17 protein-coding genes are annotated in these 21,569 nt (G+C 60.6%); 8 read left to right on the top strand and 9 right to left on the bottom strand.

Annotated elements, in window-relative coordinates; translation table 11 throughout:
- Positions 1–169: 169 nt before the first annotated feature.
- The 4 genes from ASU33_RS03145 (at position 170) to ASU33_RS03135 (ending at position 7,075) form a co-directional block, all read left to right on the top strand.
- The gene (locus ASU33_RS03145; protein ID WP_059068021.1) at positions 170–1,543 is read left to right on the top strand and encodes an MBL fold metallo-hydrolase; all 1,374 of its coding nucleotides are present in this window, start codon (positions 170–172) and stop codon (positions 1,541–1,543) included.
- 267 nt (positions 1,544–1,810) lie between these two features.
- Positions 1,811–3,040 (top strand): exonuclease SbcCD subunit D C-terminal domain-containing protein, encoded by a 1,230-nt coding sequence (locus ASU33_RS03140; RefSeq protein ID WP_059068019.1) that lies wholly within the window; start codon positions 1,811–1,813, stop codon positions 3,038–3,040.
- A gap of 124 nt (positions 3,041–3,164) precedes the next feature.
- Positions 3,165–3,530 (top strand): endonuclease domain-containing protein, encoded by a 366-nt coding sequence (locus ASU33_RS20935; RefSeq protein ID WP_286130395.1) that lies wholly within the window; start codon positions 3,165–3,167, stop codon positions 3,528–3,530.
- A 119-nt stretch (positions 3,531–3,649) separates the two neighbouring features.
- Positions 3,650–7,075, top strand: a complete 3,426-nt coding sequence (locus ASU33_RS03135) for an AAA family ATPase (RefSeq protein ID WP_059068018.1) — start codon at positions 3,650–3,652, stop codon at positions 7,073–7,075.
- Positions 7,076–7,179: 104 nt separating this feature from the next.
- Here the strand turns inward: ASU33_RS03135 and ASU33_RS03130 are convergent, their stop codons facing one another.
- The gene (locus tag ASU33_RS03130) at positions 7,180–8,259 is read right to left on the bottom strand and encodes a DUF6687 family protein (RefSeq protein ID WP_059068016.1); all 1,080 of its coding nucleotides are present in this window, start codon (positions 8,257–8,259) and stop codon (positions 7,180–7,182) included.
- Positions 8,260–8,289: 30 nt separating this feature from the next.
- Positions 8,290–8,607, bottom strand: a complete 318-nt coding sequence (locus tag ASU33_RS03125) for an HNH endonuclease (RefSeq protein WP_286130394.1) — start codon at positions 8,605–8,607, stop codon at positions 8,290–8,292.
- Positions 8,608–8,883: 276 nt separating this feature from the next.
- Between ASU33_RS03125 and ASU33_RS03120 the strand changes: the two genes are divergently transcribed.
- The 3 genes from ASU33_RS03120 to ASU33_RS03110 all read left to right on the top strand — a co-directional run bounded on the left by ASU33_RS03120 (position 8,884) and on the right by ASU33_RS03110 (position 11,041).
- Positions 8,884–9,303 carry a hypothetical protein gene (locus ASU33_RS03120; RefSeq protein ID WP_059068011.1) on the top strand — a complete coding sequence of 140 codons (420 nt, stop codon included), beginning with the start codon at positions 8,884–8,886 and terminating at the stop codon, positions 9,301–9,303.
- A 124-nt stretch (positions 9,304–9,427) separates the two neighbouring features.
- Positions 9,428–9,745 (top strand): thioredoxin, encoded by a 318-nt coding sequence (gene trxA / locus ASU33_RS03115; RefSeq protein ID WP_059068009.1) that lies wholly within the window; start codon positions 9,428–9,430, stop codon positions 9,743–9,745.
- A 54-nt stretch (positions 9,746–9,799) separates the two neighbouring features.
- Positions 9,800–11,041 carry an NAD(P)/FAD-dependent oxidoreductase gene (locus ASU33_RS03110; protein ID WP_059068360.1) on the top strand — a complete coding sequence of 414 codons (1,242 nt, stop codon included), beginning with the start codon at positions 9,800–9,802 and terminating at the stop codon, positions 11,039–11,041.
- 106 nt (positions 11,042–11,147) lie between these two features.
- Here ASU33_RS03110 and ASU33_RS03105 read toward each other — a convergent pair whose 3' ends face one another.
- Entirely contained in the window at positions 11,148–11,909 is a 762-nt protein-coding gene (locus ASU33_RS03105; RefSeq protein ID WP_149867008.1) for a tetratricopeptide repeat protein, read from the bottom strand.
- A gap of 192 nt (positions 11,910–12,101) precedes the next feature.
- Here ASU33_RS03105 and lpdA point away from each other — a divergent pair, with 192 nt between their 5' ends.
- Positions 12,102–13,496 (top strand): dihydrolipoyl dehydrogenase, encoded by a 1,395-nt coding sequence (gene lpdA / locus ASU33_RS03100; protein ID WP_059068003.1) that lies wholly within the window; start codon positions 12,102–12,104, stop codon positions 13,494–13,496.
- Positions 13,497–13,896: 400 nt separating this feature from the next.
- Here lpdA and ASU33_RS21135 read toward each other — a convergent pair whose 3' ends face one another.
- From ASU33_RS21135 to ASU33_RS03065, 6 genes are all read right to left on the bottom strand, one after another.
- Positions 13,897–14,190 (bottom strand): hypothetical protein, encoded by a 294-nt coding sequence (locus ASU33_RS21135; protein WP_149867007.1) that lies wholly within the window; start codon positions 14,188–14,190, stop codon positions 13,897–13,899.
- Between the two features lie 83 nt (positions 14,191–14,273).
- Positions 14,274–14,786, bottom strand: a complete 513-nt coding sequence (locus ASU33_RS03085; protein WP_059067999.1) for a nuclear transport factor 2 family protein — start codon at positions 14,784–14,786, stop codon at positions 14,274–14,276.
- Between the two features lie 138 nt (positions 14,787–14,924).
- Positions 14,925–15,161: a hypothetical protein gene (locus tag ASU33_RS03080; RefSeq protein WP_059067998.1), complete on the bottom strand. Its 237-nt coding sequence runs from the start codon at positions 15,159–15,161 to the stop codon at positions 14,925–14,927.
- Between the two features lie 56 nt (positions 15,162–15,217).
- Entirely contained in the window at positions 15,218–16,675 is a 1,458-nt protein-coding gene (locus ASU33_RS03075; protein ID WP_078062823.1) for an efflux transporter outer membrane subunit, read from the bottom strand.
- A 214-nt stretch (positions 16,676–16,889) separates the two neighbouring features.
- Positions 16,890–20,099: an efflux RND transporter permease subunit gene (locus tag ASU33_RS03070; protein WP_059067997.1), complete on the bottom strand. Its 3,210-nt coding sequence runs from the start codon at positions 20,097–20,099 to the stop codon at positions 16,890–16,892.
- 216 nt (positions 20,100–20,315) lie between these two features.
- Positions 20,316–21,527, bottom strand: coding sequence for an efflux RND transporter periplasmic adaptor subunit (locus tag ASU33_RS03065; protein ID WP_059067996.1), 1,212 nt, complete (start codon positions 21,525–21,527; stop codon positions 20,316–20,318).
- Between the last annotated feature and the right edge of the window lie 42 nt (positions 21,528–21,569).

The following is a 21,569-nucleotide window of genomic DNA, read 5'->3' as shown; positions in this document are numbered from 1 at the left end:
GCCGGCCGATAGGATTCTCGGATTGTTATATTTGACAATGTCAGCCCCTTGCTCTTCGAGCGGCCATGCTGTCAGCTTACGCCCAAACGGCTCGGTGCTTGCATTTGGCAAGCCCTCCGTCGGCGGCCGGGCCAGCGAGGCCCGGCAGTTGTCAACTTACTCTACATCCATGAGTCCCCTGCCTTCCTCACAACCCTTCAGGATACACCAGTTCTACGACAAAGGGTTGGCCCACGCCTCTTACGCCGTGCTTAGCGGCGGCCGCATGGCCGTCATCGACCCGGCCCGCGACCCACAACCGTATTACGACTTCGCCGACGAGCAGGACGCCAAGATTGTGGCCGTCATCGAGACGCACCCCCACGCCGACTTCGTCTCGTCGCACCTGGAAATTGCTGAGGAAACCGGCGCCACCATTTACGTGAGCAAGCTGGTAAAGGCCACGTACCCGCACAAGCCCTTCGACGAGGGCGACCGGATTACCGTGGGGCAAGTTGAGCTGCACGCCATTAATACGCCTGGCCACTCGCCCGACTCCATCTGCATTTTACTAATTGACGAGCTGGGCGGCACCCGCGCTGTATTCACGGGCGACACGCTGTTTGTGGGCGATGTAGGCCGCCCCGACCTGCGCGAAGACGAAGCCATAGGCGGCCACAAGCGAGAGGAGCTAGCCGCGCAGATGTACGACAGCACCCGCAACAAGCTAATGACCTTGCCGCCCACCACCAAGGTGTATCCGGCGCACGGTCCGGGCTCTTTGTGCGGCAAAACCACTTCCACCGACCTCGACTCGACCATCGGCAAAGAGTTGAAGACAAACTACGCGCTGCAGCCTATGTCGCGCGACGAATTTGTGCGTGTACTGCTCGAAGACCAGCCCTTCGCGCCCAAGTACTTCGGCCGCGACGTGCAAATCAACAAGCAAGGCGCGCCCGCCTTCGAAGACTCCGTGCGCTCTGTGCCGCACCTGCAAAGCGGTGCTCCGCTCGAAGCCGGCATTCCCATCATCGATACCCGCCCAGCGGCGCAGTTCCGCCAAGGCCACTTGCCCGGCGCAATTAACCTGATGGACGGTGGCAAGTTCGAGACGTGGCTTGGCTCCATCCTAGGTCCGAAAGAGCAGTTTTACCTGGTGGCCGATTCGCAGATTGCCCTCGATACGGTAATCCGGAAAACCGCCAAAATTGGTTACGAAAGCAACATCACAGGGGCCCTGCTTACCCCGCGCGAGCTGCCTGCTACCTCGCCCGAGGTTGATGTGGAGCGAGTGCGCCAGCACCCCGAGCAGTTCACCATCGTCGATATCCGCAACCGCACTGAGGCTAAGCAGCCGGTGTTCGACAATGCCCTGCTCATTCCGCTGCCCGAGCTGCGCGAGCGTGCCCACGAAGTACCCGCCGACAAGCCCGTGCTGGTGCACTGCGCCGGTGGCTACCGCTCGGCCGCGGGCAGCAGCATTCTCAAGGCTGTGCTGCCCAACGTACCCGTGTACGACCTAGGCGAAGCCATAACCGAGTTTCAGAAGCAAGCAGTGCACTAAGCTTGCCTGATGCTCAAAGCCAACACAGCCCCGGCTCTACTGCCGGGGCTGTGTTGTTTTACGGGCTACAAATCGAGCACACTACGCAGTATTTCGGCTGCACAGTACACTCAGCCGACCAACCCACCATTTAATAAACTAGTTTACAGGTTGTTATTTGTAACCAAGTTTACAACTAGCTAATCGTTGTTTACGCCGACAATTTGCGGAGCAATTTCGGCACCCGAAGCGTTATTTTTGGTGTTCATTACTTCTTCCACCACCTGCATGAGAGTCCTGCACACCGCCGATTGGCACCTGGGCCAACGCTTTATCAGCGGCCACGAGCGCACCGAGGAGCACCGCCATTTTCTGGAGTGGCTGGTGTGCACTGTGCAGGAGCGGCAGGTAGAAGTGCTGGTACTAGCCGGCGACGTATTCGACACCGGCTCGCCCTCAAGCGCCGCGCTCGAGCTGTACTACTCCTTTTTGGTGCAGCTGCGCCAAACCAACTGCCGCGACGTGGTAATTGTAGGCGGCAACCACGACTCGCCGGCTACGCTCAACGCCCCGGCCCGCCTGCTACGCCACTTGCGCGTGCACGTGGTGGGCTGCGTGCCCGATTGCTTCGACGACCAGGTGCTGATACTCGACGATGCCACCGGCCAACCCGCGCTGGTGGTGTGCGCCGTACCCTTCCTGCGCGACCGTGACGTGCGCCTCTCCCTGCCTGGCGAAACCGCCGAAGAGCGCGAGGCCCGCATCAAACAAGGCATTGCCGACCACTACGCCCGCGTAGCCGAGTGCGAGCAAGTGTGGCAGCACAAAGCCAATGGCTTGCCGGTGCTGGCAACCGGCCACCTCTACGCCGCCGGCGGTGCTGCCTCCGACTCGGAGCGCACCATTCACGTGGGCAACCTAGGGCAAGTCTCGGCCGACCACTTCCCCGATTGTTTCGACTACGTGGCCCTAGGTCACTTGCACCGCCCGCAGCGCGTAGGCGGCCGCGAGCATATCCGCTACAGCGGTTCTCCCATTCCGCTGTCGTTTTCCGAAATCCACGACCCCAAGCAAGTACTGCTGCTCGAGTTTAAGGGCGCAGGCTGCCCCAGCATCGAAACCATTGAGGTGCCTACCGCCCGCCGCCTCGTGCGCTTCCACGGCGACCTAGAGGAAGTATTAAACCAGCTTGCCGCCTACGAAAACGGCGAGCTACCCCTCCCGGCCTGGGCCGATGTTGAAATCCGCTCTGAAATCGGCCAGCTCGAAGTAGCCGAGCAGTTGCTCAAGGTTATCGAGAAGCTCGACCGCAAGCAGATTGAGGTGCTGGCACGGCGGCATTTCCGCATCGTAACGCTCCGGCCGCTCGGCGAAACCGAAGCCGAACCGCTCACCCGCAGCCTGCACGATTTTTCGGAGCGGGAAGTTTTTGAGCGCCGCTTAGAAGGCGAGCCGGAAGACGGCCGCGCGGAGTTGATGCGCACGTTCGATGAGTTGGTGGAGCTGATGCACAACTAGGGGCCTCACCCCCCGGCCCCCTCTCCAAGGGAGAGGGGGAGCCTGACGAATTGATTAGCGTAAGATGAATGGATGTATAGCTGATATTTCAAATAATACGAGTGGTGTCCCGACTTCAACGAAGTTGAAATGGGCTACTGCTGACAAGGTACTTTATGAGTTAATCAGTGCATCAGCTAGGCAAATGCGCCGGCAACCTACTTTGGCAGAGGAGGTATTGTGGCAGCACCTGAGAGGTAACCAAACTGGTCTTCGCTTCAGACGGCAGCATGTAATTGACCGCTACATTGCCGATTTCATCTGCTTGCCGGCTAAGCTTATTATCGAGGTAGATAGATGTTATCATTCTGAGCCTGAGCAAACCGCTTATGATGAAGGCCGCACTTTCGATCTAGCAACACTTGGCTACACCGTTCTGCGTTTTGCCAACGAAGAAGTCTTGCATCAAACCGCATCTGTACTGGCACGAATTCGCCAGCACCTGCCTTAACTTGCTTAGTAAATGGCTGCGCGATACGACAGCCACACTTATCTTCTTTACCCTGAATACGTGCCCTCGTCAGGTTCCCCCTCTCCCCTCGGAGAGGGGGCCGGGGGGTGAGGCCCCATATGAGAATTCTCCGCGTCCGGTTCTTCAACCTCAACTCGCTGCGCGGGCAGCACGAGATTGATTTCAGCAACGCCCCGCTTTCCGATGCGGGCTTGTTTGCCATTACGGGCCCTACCGGCGCGGGCAAAACCACTATTCTCGATGCCATTACGCTGGCGCTCTACGGCCAAGTACCCCGCCACGACGGCGAGGTAGCCCAAGTGATGAGCCAAGGCACCGGCGAAAGCTGGGCCGAAGTGGAGTTTAGCGTAAACGGCAAGCTGTACCGCTCGCGCTGGGGCCAGCACCGCGCCCGCAAAAAGGCCGAAGGGCAGTTGCAGGACGCCTCCATGAGCATCAGCGAGCTGAAAGAAGGCTCCGACGAAGGTGTTATTCTGGAAAGCTACAAGTCGCGGGTGCCGACGCGGGTAGCCGAGCTGAGCGGCCTGGAGTACCGCCAGTTTTTGCGTTCGGTGTTGCTGGCGCAAGGCGAGTTTACGCGCTTTCTGAAATCGAATCCCGGCGAACGGGCCCAGCTGCTCGAAAAGATTACCGACACACAGAAGTACTCCGAGATTTCGCGCTTCGCCTTCGAGAAAGCCAAGGAAGAAGACAAGCGCAGCGAAGCCCTGCGGGCGGGCCTTGCCGGGGTAACGCTGCTGTCGGAGGAAGAACTGACCGCGCTAACAGCCGAAGTAGCCGCCCTCGAAGCACAAGCCGCTACGGCCACCGCTATGCGCCAGCGCCTCAACGAAGCTCATTTGTGGTTGCGGCAGCTCGAAGACCTAGGGCTACGCCGCCAACGCGCGGCCGCCACGCTGGAGCAGCTCACGGCGCAGGCAGCTAGCCTCAAGCCCATGCACCAGCGCCTCATGGCCCACCAACAGGCAGCACCTTTCAGCACGCCGTGGGCCCTGGTGCAGCAAACCGATGCGCAACTGCAGCGCCTGCGCCACGAGCAGGAGCAGTTGGCGTTGCGCCGCCCGCTGCTTCACACCACCCTCGAAAGCGCCCGCCAGCAGCGCGCTACGGCTAAGCAGCAGCACGCCCAAGCTCAGCAAGCCCAGCAAGAGCAGGAGCCCAAGCTGCTCGAGGCCGATAAGCTCGATGGCTTGATTGGGCAGGCCGAAGAGCAGCTCCGCAAAGAGCGGCTGGAGTACGATCAGCGCCTGGAGCAGCACAAGCTGGCCGCCGCAACGCTTGAGCAAACCACCGCGCAAGTGCAAGCCCAAGGTCAGCAGCTGCACGAACTGGATCAGTGGCTGCAGCAAAACCAGCGCCTGGCCGAGCTGTCCGAAGCCTTGCCCGACCTAACCAGCGAATTGCAGGTATGGACCAGCCTGCAAGCCGAGTTGGGTGAGCTGCGCAAAGCCGAGGCTGACCTGAAAACCCGTTTGGCAGCCGCCACCACGGCCGCTCAGCGCGGGCAAGGCGAAACCGAAACCACACAGCAGCGCCTTGTCGCCGTGCGCCAACAGCACCAAGCTGCCGCCACCGAGCGCGACGAGTGGCTGCGCCTTCTGCTGCACCACGTATCGGCCCTGCAGCGCGAACACCGCGAGCAAGAGCAACGCTGGGACGACCTACGCCGCCTTACCCAAGCTCACCAGTTAATCCTGACGCACGAAGAAGCCCGCCAACACTTGGTAGCTGGCGAGCCGTGCCCGCTATGCGGCGCTACCGAGCACCCCTACGCCGCGGGCGTGCTGGGCATTAGCCACGATTCGCTGAAGCGCGACCAGCAACGCGAGGAAGAGCTAGGCCAGCTGGTGCGTACCTTGAATGCACGCCTCAACCGTATGCAAAGCCTCACGGGCTTGCTCGAGCACGCCGGTGGCAACGCCGCCGCGGCTGAGGCACCTACCCTGCTCACGCTCCTTACCGAAGCCGACGAAGAAGCCGCTCCCAAGGCAGTGCGCGCTATAGGCCAACAGCTCCGTGAGCTGGATCAGCAGCAGCATGACCTCGAAGTTGCTTTTACCAAAGCCCAAGGCTTGCAGCAGCAAGCAGCCGCCCAGCAGCAACAGCTTACGCAGGAGTTAGCTGTGCTGCAGGCCCGCCTAGCTGATGCCGAGGAGCGGGTGCCAGTGGTGCGCGCTACCATCACTAGCTTGCTGAGCTCGTTTGGGCTGCAGTTTACGGGCGAAAACGGTGCTACGCTGGTTGAGCAGCTGAAGCGCCTGGGCGCCGAGTTCGAGCAGAAAAAGCAGGCGCGCACCAACGTAGAAAAGCAGCTCAGTACTGCGCAAGCTCGCGTGGAGGAGCTCACCAAGAGCCGCGCCGATAATCAGCAGTGGCTATCGGCGCGCAAAGAGGTGTTGGTGCAGCAGTTCAAGGGCATCGAGCAGCAGCGTACGCAACGCCAAGAGCACTTCGCCGGCACCGATGTGGCCCAAGCGCGAGCGCAGCTAGCCGAAGCCGTGCGCCATGCCGCCGAAGCCTTCGAACGCCACGACAAGGCTTTCTGTGAGCAGGAAGCCGCACTGGCTCGCCACGACGAACGCCACAAGCAGCTCGGCGAGGAGATTGCGCAGCAACAGCAGCAGCGCGACCAACGCCACGCCGCTTTGCTGGCCGATTTGCAAGCTGCCGGCCTACCTGCCGATGGCGCCGAGCTGGCCGCCCGCTTGTTACCCGAGCAGGAAGTGCACCGCCTGGCCGAGCAACTGCAAGCGCACGAGCGGGCTGTAGCGGCTGCGCAACACAGCATTACGGAGCTTACGCATCAGCACCAAACCGAGCAGGCTCGCGCCCTCACCACCGAGTCGTCGGAGGTGGTGCAGGTGCAGCTGCGTGAAGCCGAGCACCAGCTGGCTGCGCTCAACCAGCAGCTGGGCCAGCGCCAACAACGCCTCGCCGACCACCGCAGCGGCCAGGAGCGCCACGCTCAAATTGTAGCCGAGCTGGATAAACAACTGCAGGAGGCTCGCCGCTGGCGCCGCTTGGCAGAGCTTATCGGCTCGGCCGATGGCAAGAAGTTCAGCGAGTTTGCGCAGGGCCTCACGCTGGCCCGCCTCGTAGAGTTGGCCAACCGCCACCTGGCCCGCCTTAACGACCAGTACCGCATCACGCGCAACCCCCACGAGCACCTCGACCTACTCATTGTAGACGAGTACCAGGCCGGCAGCACCCGCTCGATGAACTCGCTATCGGGTGGTGAAAGTTTTTTGGTGAGCCTGGCGCTAGCCCTAGGTCTGTCGGAGTTGGCCGGCCGTAAGACGCAGATCGACACGCTCTTCATTGACGAAGGCTTTGGCACCCTCGACCCCGACACGCTCGACGTAGCGCTTTCGGCGCTCGAAACGCTGCAAGGCACCGGCAAAATGATTGGCGTCATCTCGCACGTGGAGGCGCTGAAAGAACGCGTAAGCACGCAAATACACGTGCGCCGTGGTGCCGGCGGCGTAAGCACGCTGCGCGTGGTTGGTTTCGGCAGCGAAGAGTAACGCAACTGTAGCGCGGGCTTCAGCCCGCGTGTGCACGAACGACCACGTTGATGCGCTTGCTGTTCAACGGTAATCGTTCTTACACACGCGGGCTGAAGCCCGCGCTACTGCTGTAGTGCTGCGCCGCCAGCACGGATTTCATCCCAACTCCAATAGCGCCGGGGCTCAATACCAACGTATTGCGTCTTGAAAAAGCGAATCACCTCCGCTTCAAGCTCAGCAGCAGGAATGGAAGACGCATAAATGGGCCGCTGATCGGGGTCGGCGTAGCGCTGTACTTTGCTGAGGTCGCGGCCGGAAAGGCGCAGTTGCGGGCCTGTGTCGGTTACGGCATCGCACGTCCAGAGGCGGCGGGTTGTTTCGAGCTGGTTTAGGCATTCGACCAGGGGTTGTAGCGGCAGGCGCGGCAGTGTGGGGCGGCTCTCCAGATCTACCCAAGTGGTGTACTTGTATTCCAGCTCGTAACGCTGTTCGCCGTAACAGCTCAGCACAATATCATAACCCTCAGTGGGTCCAAACAAGGCGTAGTAGGGCAGCGGATCGGGCGTATGCACTACTACTAAGCCTAGCTCGGGGTAGCGGTTCAGCTGCGTGGCGGAGCTTTGCATTGCGGCAATACCTCGGCGCACGCGCTCGTACTCGGGTAGCCAGGCTGTGCGCCCTAGGTCGGGGTTTTGTAGCACCTCGGCAAAGGCCGACAGAAACCAGGCAAACTTCTCGGCGGAGGCTTCGTCTTCGCGGCGACGCAGTTCCGGCGCCCCAAACGGCGGGTAAAACAACTCCTTTTCCTTCGCATTCAGCCAGCAAACCAGCTTCAGGGCCGTATTGGCCAGCGGGTGCTGCCAGCCCAGCTCCCGAAAATCACCTAGGGTAGCTACCATGCGCAGCAAGGTTTCGTGCTGCAAGGCCAACTCGGGGTTCAGCAGTGTCCACACGCCTACAAAACCATCTACATCGAAGTGGTTGGCCGTAACAAACTGGGCGCCCTGTAGCTCGGCAGGTAGCTTGTGCAACGCACGCAACGCCGAGCCGGCGCTGGTATCGTCGCGAAAAGGCGCGGGCGTGGGTGCCTGGCGCCAGTGAGCCAGCGTTAGAGCGGCCCTCGGTAAAATACTGTCGACCACAACGGTGGCAGCGGCTTGGCCTCGGGCCTGAGCAAACGGCAGAAAAGTAAACTGGGGCATACGCCGGCAAAGAAACAGCGGGCAAGCCAATTAGCGGCGCCGTCGGCGGTTGCTGATGCGCTCCACGCGGCTGCGCTTGATCCAGTGCAAGTACTTCTGCAGCTCATCGGCGCTGCGCAGGGCCTCCACGGAGTGGTATTGCCGGGCCAGCGCTTTGTTGGTGAGCATGAGGTGCACAGTGCTGTGGCACGGCTGGCACAAATCAATGGTGGGCCCGTAGCGGCCGCCTTCCTCGCGGGGCACCAAATGATGACGCGACACTTGCTGCACCTGCCGCTCGCAAAGCTGACAGATAGGCTCGGGCGAGGAAGCCGCCGCTTGCAAGTCTATTTTCCGACGTCGGGCCACAGCAATGGCTTACGCGAAGGTCGAGGTAGAGGATACCTTAGGTTGCACCAAGCAGCGCGGCCTCCGAAAAAAAAATCCTTGTGCTTTTTCAGGGTGGTTGTCAGATTTATATATTTGGTAGCGTTAGTGTAACGTAAGCGCATCAGCCAGATTTCGTGCTTGGGTGCTTTGCTTTTTTGCTGACGTACCGCTCTTCTGCCCGCCCCATCTCCCTCCCCTGGTTCGTCTCTTCAACTATTTCACACACTCCGCCCTATGAACACAACTACTCTTGCTATGTGGAAGCGCGTTAGCAGTCTTGCCGGCCTGCTGTTCGTGCTGCTACTCGGCTCACCTAACGCACAGGCACAAACCTGGATGGTTTCGACCGACCCGTTTGTGAAGATTGGCGTTGCCGACAAGTTCGGGCAGCTTGGTGCCTATAAGGCTAAGTTTACCGTAACAAGCCAATCGACGGGCAAAACGTACACCCTTGTTAAGGAGGTACAAAACGGCCAGAACGGCGTCGATGTCGTATTTCCGAGCCCAGCCACGGAGGCCGATTTCTTCCAAACCGAGAACGGCATTGCTGCCAACAGCGCCCCCGGCGACTACACTTGGATTTGCGAAGTAAGCGGGAAACGCGCCGGTGGTGGCCGCTTTTCGCTGCCCGCGGTTTCCAACGACGTAACCGTTGTAGAGCGCGCAAAAAAATAGCAGCGCCTTGACTCCGACCACTTTGGCCGCCCGGTACGCACCCACGTATCGGGTGGCTTTTTTGTATACTACCCAGTTGCTTGGCTGCTACGTATAACTTCGCAGCACCCAGCGCAATGTTCCCATGGCCAAAAAATCCTTCAACGAGCTTATCAACAGCCCAGGCATGCCTGTACTGGTCGATTTTTACGCCGATTGGTGCGGCCCGTGCAAGGCTATGGCGCCCATTCTGGAGCAAGTAGCGGCGCAGCACCAAGGTAAAATCAAGGTGATCAAGGTAGACGTGGACCGCAACCCGGCAGCAGCGCAGCAGTTCCGGGTGCAGGGTATTCCTACGCTCATCTTGTTCCACAAAGGCCAGCCGGTGTGGCGGCAATCGGGCGTAGTGCCCGAGCCGCAACTCAACCAGGTACTCTCGAGCTACGTGGGGCAGCGTGCCTAAGCAACTTGCGCGCCTTATCTTGTGCGGCCGGTGCTGATGCGCTGGCCGTTTTTTATGCGTCACGCTGATATCTGCATTCTTGGTGCTGGCCCGGCCGGCGCCACCGCTGCTTTGCACCTAGCCAATGCCGGCCACCGCGTAACGGTACTCGACCGGGCCACTTTCCCGCGCGACAAAGTGTGCGGCGATGCCCTTAGCGGCAAGGTACTGATGGAGCTGCGGCGCATTGATGAAGCCTTGCCTGCCAAGCTAGCCGCTTGGCCCGGCCAGATACCGAGCTGGGGCATCGACTTTTTTGCGCCCAACGGGCAGCGCCTCAGCGTACCCTTTCGGCCGCGCTACATCCCCGATACCGAAGCCCCCGCTGGCCACGTAGCGCGCCGCCTCGATTTCGATCAGCTGTTGGTTGATGAGTTGCGCCTGCGCCCCGAGGTAGAGCTGATCGAAGGCACCACCGTAGCCGACCACCGCCTAGGTGCCGATGGCCGTTGGCAGCTGCTCGATGCCGCCGATCAGCCCATCATCACGGCGCGGTTGCTGCTGGTGGCTAATGGAGCCCAATCGGCGTTTGCGCGGCAAATTGGCGGCCACGCGCTCGAACCGGCGCACCACTGCGCCGGGCTACGAGTGTACTACCGCGGCGTGCGCCAGCTGCACCCGCACAACTTTATCGAGCTCCACTTTCTGCCCGATTTTCTGCCCGGCTACCTCTGGATTTTTCCGCTGCCCGATGGCGCTGCCAACGTGGGCGTGGGCATGCTTACCAAGGAGGTGTCGCGCAAGCGCGTGAACCTGCGCGAACGGCTGCACGAGCTGCTCACTACCCACCCGAAGCTGCGCGACCGGTTTGCCGATGCCACGCCCGAAGGCCCGGTGCGCGGTTTTGGCTTGCCCCTAGGTTCTAAGCGCCGCTCCCTTTCCGGCAACGGCTACCTGCTCCTCGGCGACGCCGGCTCCCTTATCGACCCATTTACGGGTGAGGGTATCGGCCACGCCATGATTTCGGGTAGGCACGCCGCCGACTGGGCCGCTCGGGCCTTAGTCGCCAACGATACCTCGGCTAGCTTCCTGCAGGGCTACGATGCCGCTGTGTACCGCCGCCTGGGTAAGGAGCTGCGCCTGAGCCACGGCATGCAGCGGCTGCTGCGCTGGCCCAGCCTGTTCAACTTTGTGGCCAACCGCGCCGCCCGCAACCCTACCTTGGCCGAAACACTGTCGGCTATGTTTCTCGACTTGGATTTGCGCGAGCGACTGCGGCAACCGTCGTTTTACCTGCGCCTGTTGGCGGGTAAGTAACGGGTACCTAGGATCTGTAGTGTTCACGGCACCGGATACGCGCCTTAAGCGCGTCGCGGAACGGATTTCCGCGCTACACTACGGCAGTTTGTTTGGGCCCTAGGTGCTACTTGCCGGCGTAGCGGCGCAGGCTCTTGGTAGCGTCGGGGTTAAGCTCGGCGGCGCGCTCCAGGTCGCGGCGGGCGTCTTCGGGCTTGTTGAGCGAGGCGTAGCAAATGCCGCGGTACTCGTAGGCATCGGCGTACTGCGGATCGAGGTCGATGGCCTTATTGAAATCGGGCATGGCGCCTTTGTAGTTGCTCAGCTGCATTTTGGCAATGCCGCGGCCAAAGTAAGCTTCCTTGTCGGTGGGGTTGTAGCGGATGGCCTTTCCAAAGTCGCTGATGGCGGCGTTGTACTCTTTTAGCCGCAAGCGCGTAAGGCCGCGATTGTAGAACGCCACGGAGTTGGTGGCTTTGATGCGCAAGGCCGCGTTGAAGTCGGTTAAGGCATTGCGATAATCTTTCAGCTGGGCTTTGGCTCGGCCGCGGGCAATTAGAGCTTCGGCATTGCGCGGATTGGTTTTCAGCTGCGCGTCGGCCACTTTTATCTCGGCCCGAAACTCGGCCGGGGTGCGCCGCTCAGCTGGTACCGCAGGTGCTTCGGGAGCACTTGGCCCGGGCGTGGGCTCGTTACTAGCCACTGGCGTGGCGGCTGTGGTGGTTAGCGGCCTGCTCGAGTCGGCGGCTGCCGCGGCTTCGGCCTCGTTGAGGCGGGCCCGGGCAGCCATGGTGGGCGTTTCGTTTTCGCGAGTGGCCGAGCACTGGGCGGTAAGCAGGAACAAAAACAGGCCACCTAGGGCCGGCAAGGATTGTATAGCTAGTTTCATGGGAAGCTGATCGGAGAAAATGAAAGCAAACGCGGGAAAGCCCAAACCCAGGCTCCGCGGTTTAGTATACGGCAGCGAGCCGCAGAAGTACCGCGCATTGGGGCGGTATTGCCGGGGCGGCTATCTTTGCCCACCCGGGCCCAAGCTGGGCCCGGCTTTCAATTGCCCATCTTTCCCATCAGACAACCTTATATGGCATTGCAGTACGACGTAGTCGTGATTGGCTCGGGCCCTGGCGGCTACGTAGCGGCCATTCGCGCCTCGCAGCTTGGCCTGAAAGTAGGCGTGGTAGAGCGCGAATCGCTCGGTGGTATCTGCCTCAACTGGGGCTGTATCCCCACCAAAGCCCTACTGAAATCGGCGCAGGTATTCGATTACCTGAAGCACCCACAGGACTACGGACTTTCGGCCGACAACGTGGGCTACGACTTTGGCGCCGTAGTAAAGCGCAGCCGCGGCGTGGCCGAGGGCATGAGCAAGGGCGTTACGTTCCTGCTGAAGAAAAACAAGGTCGATGTAATCTCGGGCACGGCTAAAATCAGCAAGCCCGGCGAAGTGGCCGTAACCAAAGCCGATGGTGGCAGCGAAACCGTACAGGCCAAGCACATCATTCTGGCTACCGGTGCCCGCGCCCGCGAGCTGCCCAACCTGCCCATCGACGGCAAGAAAATCGTTGGCTACCGCCAGGCTATGGTGCTGCCCGAGCAGCCCAAGAGCATGGTAGTAGTAGGCTCAGGCGCCATCGGCGTAGAGTTTGCTTACTTCTATGCCACCATGGGTACCAAGGTTACCATCGTGGAGTTCATGCCGCGCATTGTGCCGGTGGAGGACGAAGAAGTGTCAAAGCAGCTGGAGCGTTCGTTTAAGAAGTCGGGCATCGACATCATGACCAACGCCTCGGTGGAGAAGGTGGACACCAGCGGCGCCGGCTGCAAGGTGACCATCAAAACCGCCAAAGGCGAGCAGCAAATGGAGGCTGACATCGTGCTGAGCGCTGTGGGCATTCAGCCGAACCTCGAGAACCTAGGCCTCGAGGAGCTAGGCATCACCGTGGAGAAAGGCCGCATTAAGGTAGATGAGTACTACCGCACCAATGTGCCCGGCATCTACGCCATCGGCGACATCGTGCCCGGCCCGGCGCTGGCGCACGTGGCTTCGGCCGAAGGCATTACCTGCGTGGAGGCTATTGCGGGCCACCACCCCGAGCCCATCAACTACGGCAACATTCCCGGCTGCACCTACTGCTACCCCGAAATTGCCTCTGTGGGCCTCACCGAAGAAGAAGCCCGCAAGCAGGGCTACGACGTGCTGGTGGGCAAATTTCCCTTCTCGGCCTCGGGCAAAGCTTCGGCTTCGGGTGCTAAGGATGGCTTCGTGAAAGTAATTTTCGACAAGAAGTACGGGGAATGGCTGGGCGCCCACATGATTGGCGCCGGCGTAACCGACATGATTGCCGAAGCCGTGGTAGCGCGCAAGCTCGAAACCACCGGCCTGGAAATCATTAAGGCCATTCACCCCCACCCCACCATGTCGGAGGCGGTGATGGAAGCTGCTGCTGCTGCTTACGGTGAGGTAATTCACCTGTAAGCTCTAGGTTACTTTACACGCTAACGGCCCGCCGGAACAGTGTTCCGGCGGGCCGTTGTGCTTAACGGTGTTGTTACTTCACCTTATTCCTGTGCATCAGAGTCCGAACCTTCGAGAGCTGTCGTTTGAGAATTCTGCCAACAACTATCGCTCTGGCTTTCTGCCGCTGCTGCAGAGAGGAAAGCTGCTGAAGACCAGACCAAATACTAGCCGGGTCGAACAAAGCCAGTGATGAGGCCAAATCCGGTAAAGGGATATGATTGTGCATGTTTGCGTACTCGCCGGTACCCCCAAATACTCGCATAGGCAAGCCCATAGCCGTAGCATTGTTGATTCACAATATTGCAAATAGCAATGTATCAGTCAAGCTCCTGCGTAGCGGCACTGCTTGCCAAACCCGCTAACCGCCCGAGCCCACTTGGTTGGCTTTCATCTCGCGTTCGGCGGCTTTTAGCTGGTGCTTTTTGGCTTTCAGCCGTTCTTCCTCGCTTTTGGCTCGTAGCTGAGCTTCTTCGGTAACGCGCTCCTGCTCGCGGATCTCGCTGCGCAGTGCTTCTACCTGAGCAGCGTCGCTGGTAATCATGGAGCCGGAGGTAGACGAGCCCATGGTGCTGGAGTCGGAATTGAACACGGAGCAGCCGGTTGCGAGTAGCACTACCACGCTCGCCAATAGTAATGGTTGAAATGTTTTCATGAGTAGTCGATTGAGACACACAACAGACTACCCGTTTGTAAGCCAATTAGTTATTGACGAGCATAGATACGTTCGGGAGCCGCTTAGTGGTCGTAGCTCACCACGCGCGTAATCTTCCACTGGCCGTCCTTCAGCCGCCACACCATCACGTTCTTGAAAGTGCCGCAATCGTCCTTGCCGTTTTCCTGGTGGCAAAAGCGGTGCTGATACGTTTCGACGGCACCATAGCCTTTGAGCGGATACACCTCCATGGTGCCCGGCACTAGTCGGCGGTTGAGCCCGGAGGTTTGGTTGTTCTCGAACAAGCGCCGGAAACTGGCCATTACCTGCTCGTAGTTGCTCAGGCCATCCTTGTCGTGGTAAAACTCTAAGTCGTCGGCGAAGAACGCCTGCATCTTGTCGGCATCGTGCCGGTTGAAGGCGTCGAACAGGAGGCTGTCTTGGTGCGCAATGGTGCGAAACAGCGCAACATCGGCAGGCGGCCGCGCCGCTGTCACAGCCTCTGAGGCTTGTTTGCTGGAGCTGCAGCCGCTCAACAATCCTAGGCCGATGCTTATGCAGGCAACTCGAAAGGCCGTACGGTTGGATAAATGCATAGTGGAACGCCGATGAGTTGCCGGGCTGCAACTATCTCCAATATACACTTATCGATATGTTTCCAGAATTAGGCTTGGGGGTGCTGCCTTACCTGCCTTGTAGCTAATGTTTGCACCTAGGCCTCGGCGTGGTTCTGGCTAAAGCAGCTTCTCGAGCACTGCGGCCAAGCCATCCAAAGCTCCCACGTAATGCACAACCGGCTCGTACAGGGTACCCGACGACAGCTCTACCTCGGCGTTGCGGGTAGGAATAAACAGCCGTAAAATGCCTCGCTCGCTCATGCGCACCAGCAGCTGCCCCTCGAGGTAGCGTGTGTCGCTCGGAATCCAGTCGGCAGGGATAAACCCTGCTTGGGTTAACTCATTCTTATTCATTCAATCTGCGCGGCGAAGCTGGCAGCGGCACCGCGTATTCGGGTTTGGTTGGTAGGTTACGGGGTTGCGGGGGCAGCCTCCCAGCCGCCACCTAGGGCGCGGTACAAATCGATGAGGAGCAAGAACTGCTCTTTGCGCAGCTGCGTGGCTTCGAGCTCGGCATCGAGGACGTTGCGCTGGGCGGTAATTACCTCGAGGTAGGTAGCCCGGTTGGCCACGTACAAATCGTTGGAGGCACCTACGGCTCGGTTGAGCGAGGCCACCTCCTGCTCCTTAAGCGTGTAGGCACGCCGGAAGTAGGCCAAGCCACTCAAATTGGTGTGCACCTCCCGGATACCCGTTTGCAGGGCTTTTTGGTAAGCAAACACGGCTTCACGCTCGGTAGCGGTAGCGCGCTGGTAATCGGCCCTGATCTGGCTACGGTTGAACACCGGAGCGGCCAACCCAGCCAGCAGCCCAAAGGCTACCGATTGCGGCTGAAACAACAGCGACGTGCGGTAAGCATTCAGGCCTACGTAAGGCGTAATGGTAAGCGAAGGCAGAAACGCCGCACGGGCCGCGGCTACGTCGGCGCGGGTTGCGGTTAGCTCCAGCTCGGCCTGCCGAATATCGGGGCGGCGCAGCAGCAAGCGGGTGGGCACGCCGGCGGCTACGCTATCGGGCAGTACTTGCTGCCGGATGGGTGCGCCCCGCACGATGCGCTGCGGGTAGCGCCCTAGGAGTTGGTTGAGCTCGTTTTCGGCCCGCACAATGCGCTGCCGCACTTGCTGCTCGAGGCTTTGGGTGCGCAGCATTTGTGCTGTAAACTGCTGCACGGCCAGTTCGGTAGCGCGGCCGCCGGTTTTCTGCACCTTCACAATCTCCAGGGCGCGCTCCTGCAAGCGGGCGTTGCGCACCAGCACATCCAGCTCCGAGTCGAGGGCTAGCAGCTCGTAGTACAGGCTGGCTACCTGTGCCACCAGTGAGGTAGTAACCAGGTAGCGCCCTTGCTCGGTAGCCAGCAACCGGGCATAGGCTGCTTGCCGGCGCTGCCGCAGCTTGCCCCACAGGTCGATTTCCCAGGTACTGCGCAGCCCCAGGAAGTAATCGGGCGTGGCAGGATTGGGGATGCGCTGGTCGCCGCGGATGTTGGGCGAGAGGTTGGTATCGTAGTTGCCGACGCCGTTGAGCGTGTACTTGCCCCACCGATCGAAACCAGCGGCGGCTACACCATTTACGGTGGGCAGCAGAGCGCCACGGGCAGCCACTACGGCCGCACGTGCCTGCTCGATGCGCTGCACGGCCATGCGCACATCAAGGTTGTTTTGCAAGGCCGTATCGATGAGACCCACCAGCTTACCATCGGCAAAGAACTCGCGCCAGGGCCGCTCGGCAATGCTGGCCGAGTCGGTAACGGCGGCGGGGCCGTACTGCGCCGGCAAGGTGGCCGCGGCCCTAGGTGGTGTGGGCTCGGCCACTTTGCAGCCCGCCATCAGCAGCAAGCTTAGCAGAAAATATAGGCGTTGAGAAAGCATGAGTTAGAGCATAAAAGCAGGCCGCCGCAGGTGCAGAGCCCGGCCTAGGTAGTGTAGCGCGTTGTGCTGGGCACAAGCCGAAGCTTCGGCACCTCGTCGCCGAATGGCGGTTCCCCAACCGCAACCATTTGCTTGCTATTTGGCGCGAAGCCTGGCTGTGCCCGGCACAACGGTAAGTGGGCCTGCCACCTAGGCGTTTAAGCAGTCATATCGTTTAGGCGTGTTCGGGCTCGAGGCGCCGCACCGCGCGTTGGTTTTCTACAGCGTCTTCTTCGTCATCCTCATCGGGCGCGGCCGGTTTGCTCAGGCCCGCAAACAGCACGTACAAGCCCGGAATCAGCACCACCCCAAACAGGGTACCGATGAGCATACCGCCTGCCGAAGCCGTACCAATAGAGCGGTTGCCCATAGCGCCAGCGCCGGTAGCAATGCACAGCGGAATCAGGCCCGCGATGAAGGCGAACGACGTCATCAGGATAGGCCGCAGGCGCGACACAGCTCCTTCCACAGCGGCATCGAGCACCGAGGCCCCTTGCTGCCGCCGCTGGTTGGCCACCTCGATGATGAGGATGGCGTTTTTACCTAGCAAGCCGATGAGCATTACCAGCGCCACCTGCGCATAGATGTTGTTTTCGAGACCTAGGACTTTCAGCGACAGGAAGGCGCCGAACACCCCGGTGGGCAACGACAGCAGCACCGGCATGGGCAGCAGGAAGCTCTCGTACTGGGCGGCCAGCAGCAGGTACACGAACACGATTACCACCAGGAAGATGTACACGGCCTGGTTGCCCGACAGAATCTGTTCGCGCGTCATGCCCGACCACTCGAAGCTGAAGCCGCGCGGCAGCTCTTTGCTGGCCACGCGCTCCACGGCGGCAATGGCGTCGCCGGAGCTGAAGCCGGGAGCGGCGTCGCCGTTGAGCATGGCCGAGGTGTACATGTTGTAGCGCGTGAGTTGCTCGGGGCCGTACACGCGCTCCATCGTCAGGAAGGTGGCGTAGGGCACCATCTCGCCGCGGTCGTTTTTCACGTACAGCTTCAGCACGTCTTCGGGCGCGGCGCGGTAGTTGGGCGCGGCCTGCACCATTACCTTGTACATCTGCCCGAAGCGGATGAAGTTGGAGGCGTAGAACGAGCCCAGCAGCGTTTGCAGCGTGCTCATGGCGCGGTCGACGGTTACGCCCTTCTTGGCAGCCATTTCCTGATCGACGTGGATGAGGTACTGCGGGAAGCTGGCATCGAAGGTGGTGAAGGCCGAGCCGATTTCGGGCGTTTTGGCCAAGGCCGTGATAAACTTGTTCGACACGGCGGCCGTCTGCTGCAGGTCGCCGCGGCCGGTTTTATCGAGCACGCGCAGCTCGAAACCGCTGCTGTTGCCGAAGCCTGGCACCGTAGGCGGCGAGAAGAACTCGATGCGCGCATCGCTGATGCCGGCCGTGCGCTTGTTCAGCTCCTCAATCAGCTCCTGCACCGACAGCTCGCGCTGGTCCCAGGGCTTCAGGTTGATCATGCCCATGCCGTAAGAAGCACCGGCCACTTCGTTCAGGAGGCTGTAGCCGGCCAGCGTCGAAACCGACTCCACGGCATCGAGCTTGGCGGCTTGTTGCTGAATCTGGTCGAGCACCTTTTCGGTACGCTCCACCGTGGCACCGGCGGGCGCCGTTACGTTCACGTAAATCATGCCCTGGTCCTCGGTCGGGATAAAGCCTGTGGGTAGAATCATGCTCAGGCCGAAGGTGGCCGCGCAGAACAAGGCAAACAGACCTAGGGTAACCGCCCGCTTGGGCGCCCAGCGGCGCAGCAGGCGTTCGTAGCCGCGGGCCACGGCATCGTAGCGGCGGTTGAAACCGGCGAAGAACCGCGCCAGCAACCCGGGCCGCTTGCCGTCAGCATCGGGCGTATCGCCTTCAATAGCATGCGTGGGCTTCAGCATCAGCGCGCACAGCGCCGGCGTGAGCGTAAGGGCGTTGATGCCCGAAATGACAATGGAAATTGCCAGCGTAAGCGAGAACTGCCGGTAGAACACCCCCACCGGGCCCGACATAAACGCCACCGGCACAAACACCGCCGACATTACCAGCGTGATGGCCACAATAGCGCCGCCAATCTCGCCCATGGCAGCCAAGGTGGCTTTGCGCGCCGAAAGGTGCTCCTCGTGCATTTTCACGTGCACGGCTTCTACTACCACAATGGCATTATCGACCACAATACCAATGGCCAGCACCAGCGCGAAGAGCGTGAGCAGGTTGATGCTGAAGCCGAACATCTGCATAAAGGCCAGCGTGCCCACCAGCGCCACCGGCACTGCCAGCGCCGGAATAAGCGTGGAGCGCCAATCCTGCAGAAACAGGTACACCACCACAAATACCAGCAAAAAGGCCTCGAACAAGGTGCGCACCACTTCGTGGATAGAAGCATCGAGGAAGCGCGACACGTCGTAGCTGATGTTGTACGTCATGCCCGGCGGGAAGCTCGTTTGCTTCAGCTCGGCCATGCGGGTTTTCACGTTCTCGATAACCTCGCGGGCGTTGGAGCCGGGGCGCTGCTTCATCATGATAGCCGCCGAGGGCCGGCCATCGGTTTTGGAGGCCATTCCGTAGCTCAGCGTGCCAAACTCCACGTCGGCTACGTCGCGCAGCTTCAGCACCGAGCCATCGGAGTTGGCCCGGATGACGATGTTCTTGTACTGATCGGGCTCGAACAACTTGCCCGTGTAGCGCAGCACGTACTGCAGCATTTGGGCGGTGCGGCCCGAGCTTTCGCCGGTTTGGCCGGGCGCGGCCTCCACGTTCTGGGCCCGAATAGCTTCTACCACTTCATCGGCCGATACGTCGTAGGCCAGCAGGCGGTCGGGCTTCAGCCACACGCGCATGGAGTACTCGCGCGAGCCCATGATTTCGGCCCGGCCCACGCCCTCAATGCGCTTGAGTTCCTGCAGAATGTTGATGTCGGCGAAGTTGTAGATAAACTCCTCGTCGGCCGAGGGGTCGTCGCTCATCACGTTGAGGTACAGCAGCATGCTGTTTACCTCCTTCTCGGTAGTTACGCCGGCCTTAATTACCTCTTCGGGCAGTTCGTCGATAATGGTCGTGACGCGGTTTTGCACGTTCACGGCCGCTAGGTTGGGGTCGGTGCCCACCTCAAAAAACACCTGAATGGCCGTAATGCCGTTGTTGGAGGTAACCGTCGACATGTACGTCATGCCCGGTACGCCGTTGATGGCGCGCTCCAACGGCGTGGCCACGGCCTTGGCGCACACCTCGGCGTTGGCCCCGGTGTACTTGGCCGTTACCGTTACGGAGGGCGGCACAATTTCGGGGAACTGCGTGATGGGCAGGGTAAGAAATGCCAGCCCGCCCAACAGCACGAAAATCAGCGAAATGACCAGCGAGAGTACCGGTCGTTTTATAAACAGTGCGAGCATCGGAGCAATGGGTGGTAGTGGGTAGTTGCAACCGGCCCACCTAGGGCCGCCTGCCCTAACGCCCGCCAGAAGCCGCGTTGCCAGCCGACCTGAACCACACCATTCACCTTTTTCTCCTAAGAAAATTAATGGTACTGGCCGGGGATGAGGCAACGCAGCTTCGGCGGGCGGATGTCGCGTGCTGAACAGGTGGAGAGCAGCGACATCGGGGCGGGGTTAGTAAGCGTGCACGGTAGCTACCGAGCCGCTGCCGCCGCCATTGCTGGGCCTAGGTGCTGGCGCCAGCAGGCTATCGATGCCCACGGGCCGGGGCTTGATGCGCATACCGTCGCGGGCATCCTGCACGCCCTCGTACACCACCCGGTCGCCGGGCTTTAGGCCGGTCTCCACCACGTAGAAGTGCGAGAGACGGGTTTTGGGTACAAAGTGCGTTTGGCGCAGGCGGTTGTTCTGATCGACGAGGAACACGTAGTTCTTGTCCTGCAGCTCGAATACGGCTTTTTGCGGCAGAAGCACGGCGTCTTCTACCTCGCTGGCCAGCTTAATGCGGCCGGTAGCGCCGTGCTTCAGCAGCTTATCGGGGTTCTGAAAACGCGCCCGAAAAGCAATGGAACCGGTGTTGGCGTCGAATTCACTTTCCACGGTTTCAATTTTGCCTAGGTGCGGGTACTGCGAGCCATCGGCCAGCACCAGCTGCACCTCGTCGGTGTGGCTGCCGGCCCCTTTGCGGCGGCGCTTCATGTAGTCGAGGTACTCGCCTTCCGACACGGTGAAATAGGCAAACACGGCCCGAATGTCGGATACGGTGGTAAGCAGCGTGCCGTCATCAACCAGGCTGCCCACCTTCAGCGGAATGCGGTCGATGATGCCGTCGAAGGGGGCGCGCACTTGCGTGTAGGAAAGGCTCAGCTGCGCTTCGGTTAAGGCCGAACGGGCTTGGGCTGCTTCGGATTGCGCCGCCTTTAGCTTAGCCTGCGCTACCTCCAGCTCCGTTTTCGACACGATGTTTTTTTCAACCAGCAGCGTCACCTGCTTTACCTCCAGCTCGGCTACGCGGGTAGCGGCTTGGGCACTGGCCAGGGCCGCTTTGGCTTTGCTGATTTGGGTACGGTAGGGCGCGTCGTTGATGCTGAACAGCAGCTGGCCTTGTTTTACCTCCTGGCCTTCGTCGACGTGAATTTTATCGAGGAAGCCTTGCACGCGGCCGCGCACCTCTACGTTGCGCAGGGCCTGAATGTCGGCCACGTACTTGCGAAACAGCACGGTATCCTTGGCTACCAGCTGCGTTACGGGCAGCACGGGGGCTTCCTCGGCCGTGGCAGTGGCCGATTGTTCGGTTTCGCCTTTGGCGGTGCAGCCCGCAAGGGCCAAGCCACCCAGAACGGCGGCAAGTATGGGCAAGTGTAGTATTCGGGGCAATGGTGACATGGCGAGCTGGCCAAAAAAGACAATAGGTGTAATTGGCGCCCC

This window comes from Solirubrum puertoriconensis (assembly GCF_001483135.1).
Classification (GTDB): Bacteria; Bacteroidota; Bacteroidia; order Cytophagales; family Hymenobacteraceae; genus Solirubrum; species Solirubrum puertoriconensis.
The sequence above is the reverse complement of the archived record's forward strand: the minus strand, read 5'-3'. Positions and strand labels throughout refer to the sequence as shown.

Bases quoted from the DNA above. Each gene is read 5' to 3' on its own strand.
- ASU33_RS03075 (WP_078062823.1), bottom strand. From the start codon at position 16,675: ATGCTTTCTCAACGCCTATATTTTCTGCTAAGCTTGCTGCTGATGGCG.
- ASU33_RS03070 (WP_059067997.1), bottom strand. From the start codon at position 20,099: ATGCTCGCACTGTTTATAAAACGACCGGTACTCTCGCTGGTCATTTCG.
- ASU33_RS03130 (WP_059068016.1), bottom strand. From the start codon at position 8,259: ATGCCCCAGTTTACTTTTCTGCCGTTTGCTCAGGCCCGAGGCCAAGCC.
- ASU33_RS03105 (WP_149867008.1), bottom strand. From the start codon at position 11,909: ATGAAACTAGCTATACAATCCTTGCCGGCCCTAGGTGGCCTGTTTTTG.
- ASU33_RS03065 (WP_059067996.1), bottom strand. From the start codon at position 21,527: ATGTCACCATTGCCCCGAATACTACACTTGCCCATACTTGCCGCCGTT.
- ASU33_RS03085 (WP_059067999.1), bottom strand. From the start codon at position 14,786: ATGCATTTATCCAACCGTACGGCCTTTCGAGTTGCCTGCATAAGCATC.
- lpdA (WP_059068003.1), top strand. From the start codon at position 12,102: ATGGCATTGCAGTACGACGTAGTCGTGATTGGCTCGGGCCCTGGCGGC.
- ASU33_RS03135 (WP_059068018.1), top strand. From the start codon at position 3,650: ATGAGAATTCTCCGCGTCCGGTTCTTCAACCTCAACTCGCTGCGCGGG.
- ASU33_RS03080 (WP_059067998.1), bottom strand. From the start codon at position 15,161: ATGAATAAGAATGAGTTAACCCAAGCAGGGTTTATCCCTGCCGACTGG.
- ASU33_RS03110 (WP_059068360.1), top strand. From the start codon at position 9,800: ATGCGTCACGCTGATATCTGCATTCTTGGTGCTGGCCCGGCCGGCGCC.
- ASU33_RS03140 (WP_059068019.1), top strand. From the start codon at position 1,811: ATGAGAGTCCTGCACACCGCCGATTGGCACCTGGGCCAACGCTTTATC.
- ASU33_RS03120 (WP_059068011.1), top strand. From the start codon at position 8,884: ATGTGGAAGCGCGTTAGCAGTCTTGCCGGCCTGCTGTTCGTGCTGCTA.
- ASU33_RS21135 (WP_149867007.1), bottom strand. From the start codon at position 14,190: ATGAAAACATTTCAACCATTACTATTGGCGAGCGTGGTAGTGCTACTC.
- ASU33_RS03145 (WP_059068021.1), top strand. From the start codon at position 170: ATGAGTCCCCTGCCTTCCTCACAACCCTTCAGGATACACCAGTTCTAC.
- trxA (WP_059068009.1), top strand. From the start codon at position 9,428: ATGGCCAAAAAATCCTTCAACGAGCTTATCAACAGCCCAGGCATGCCT.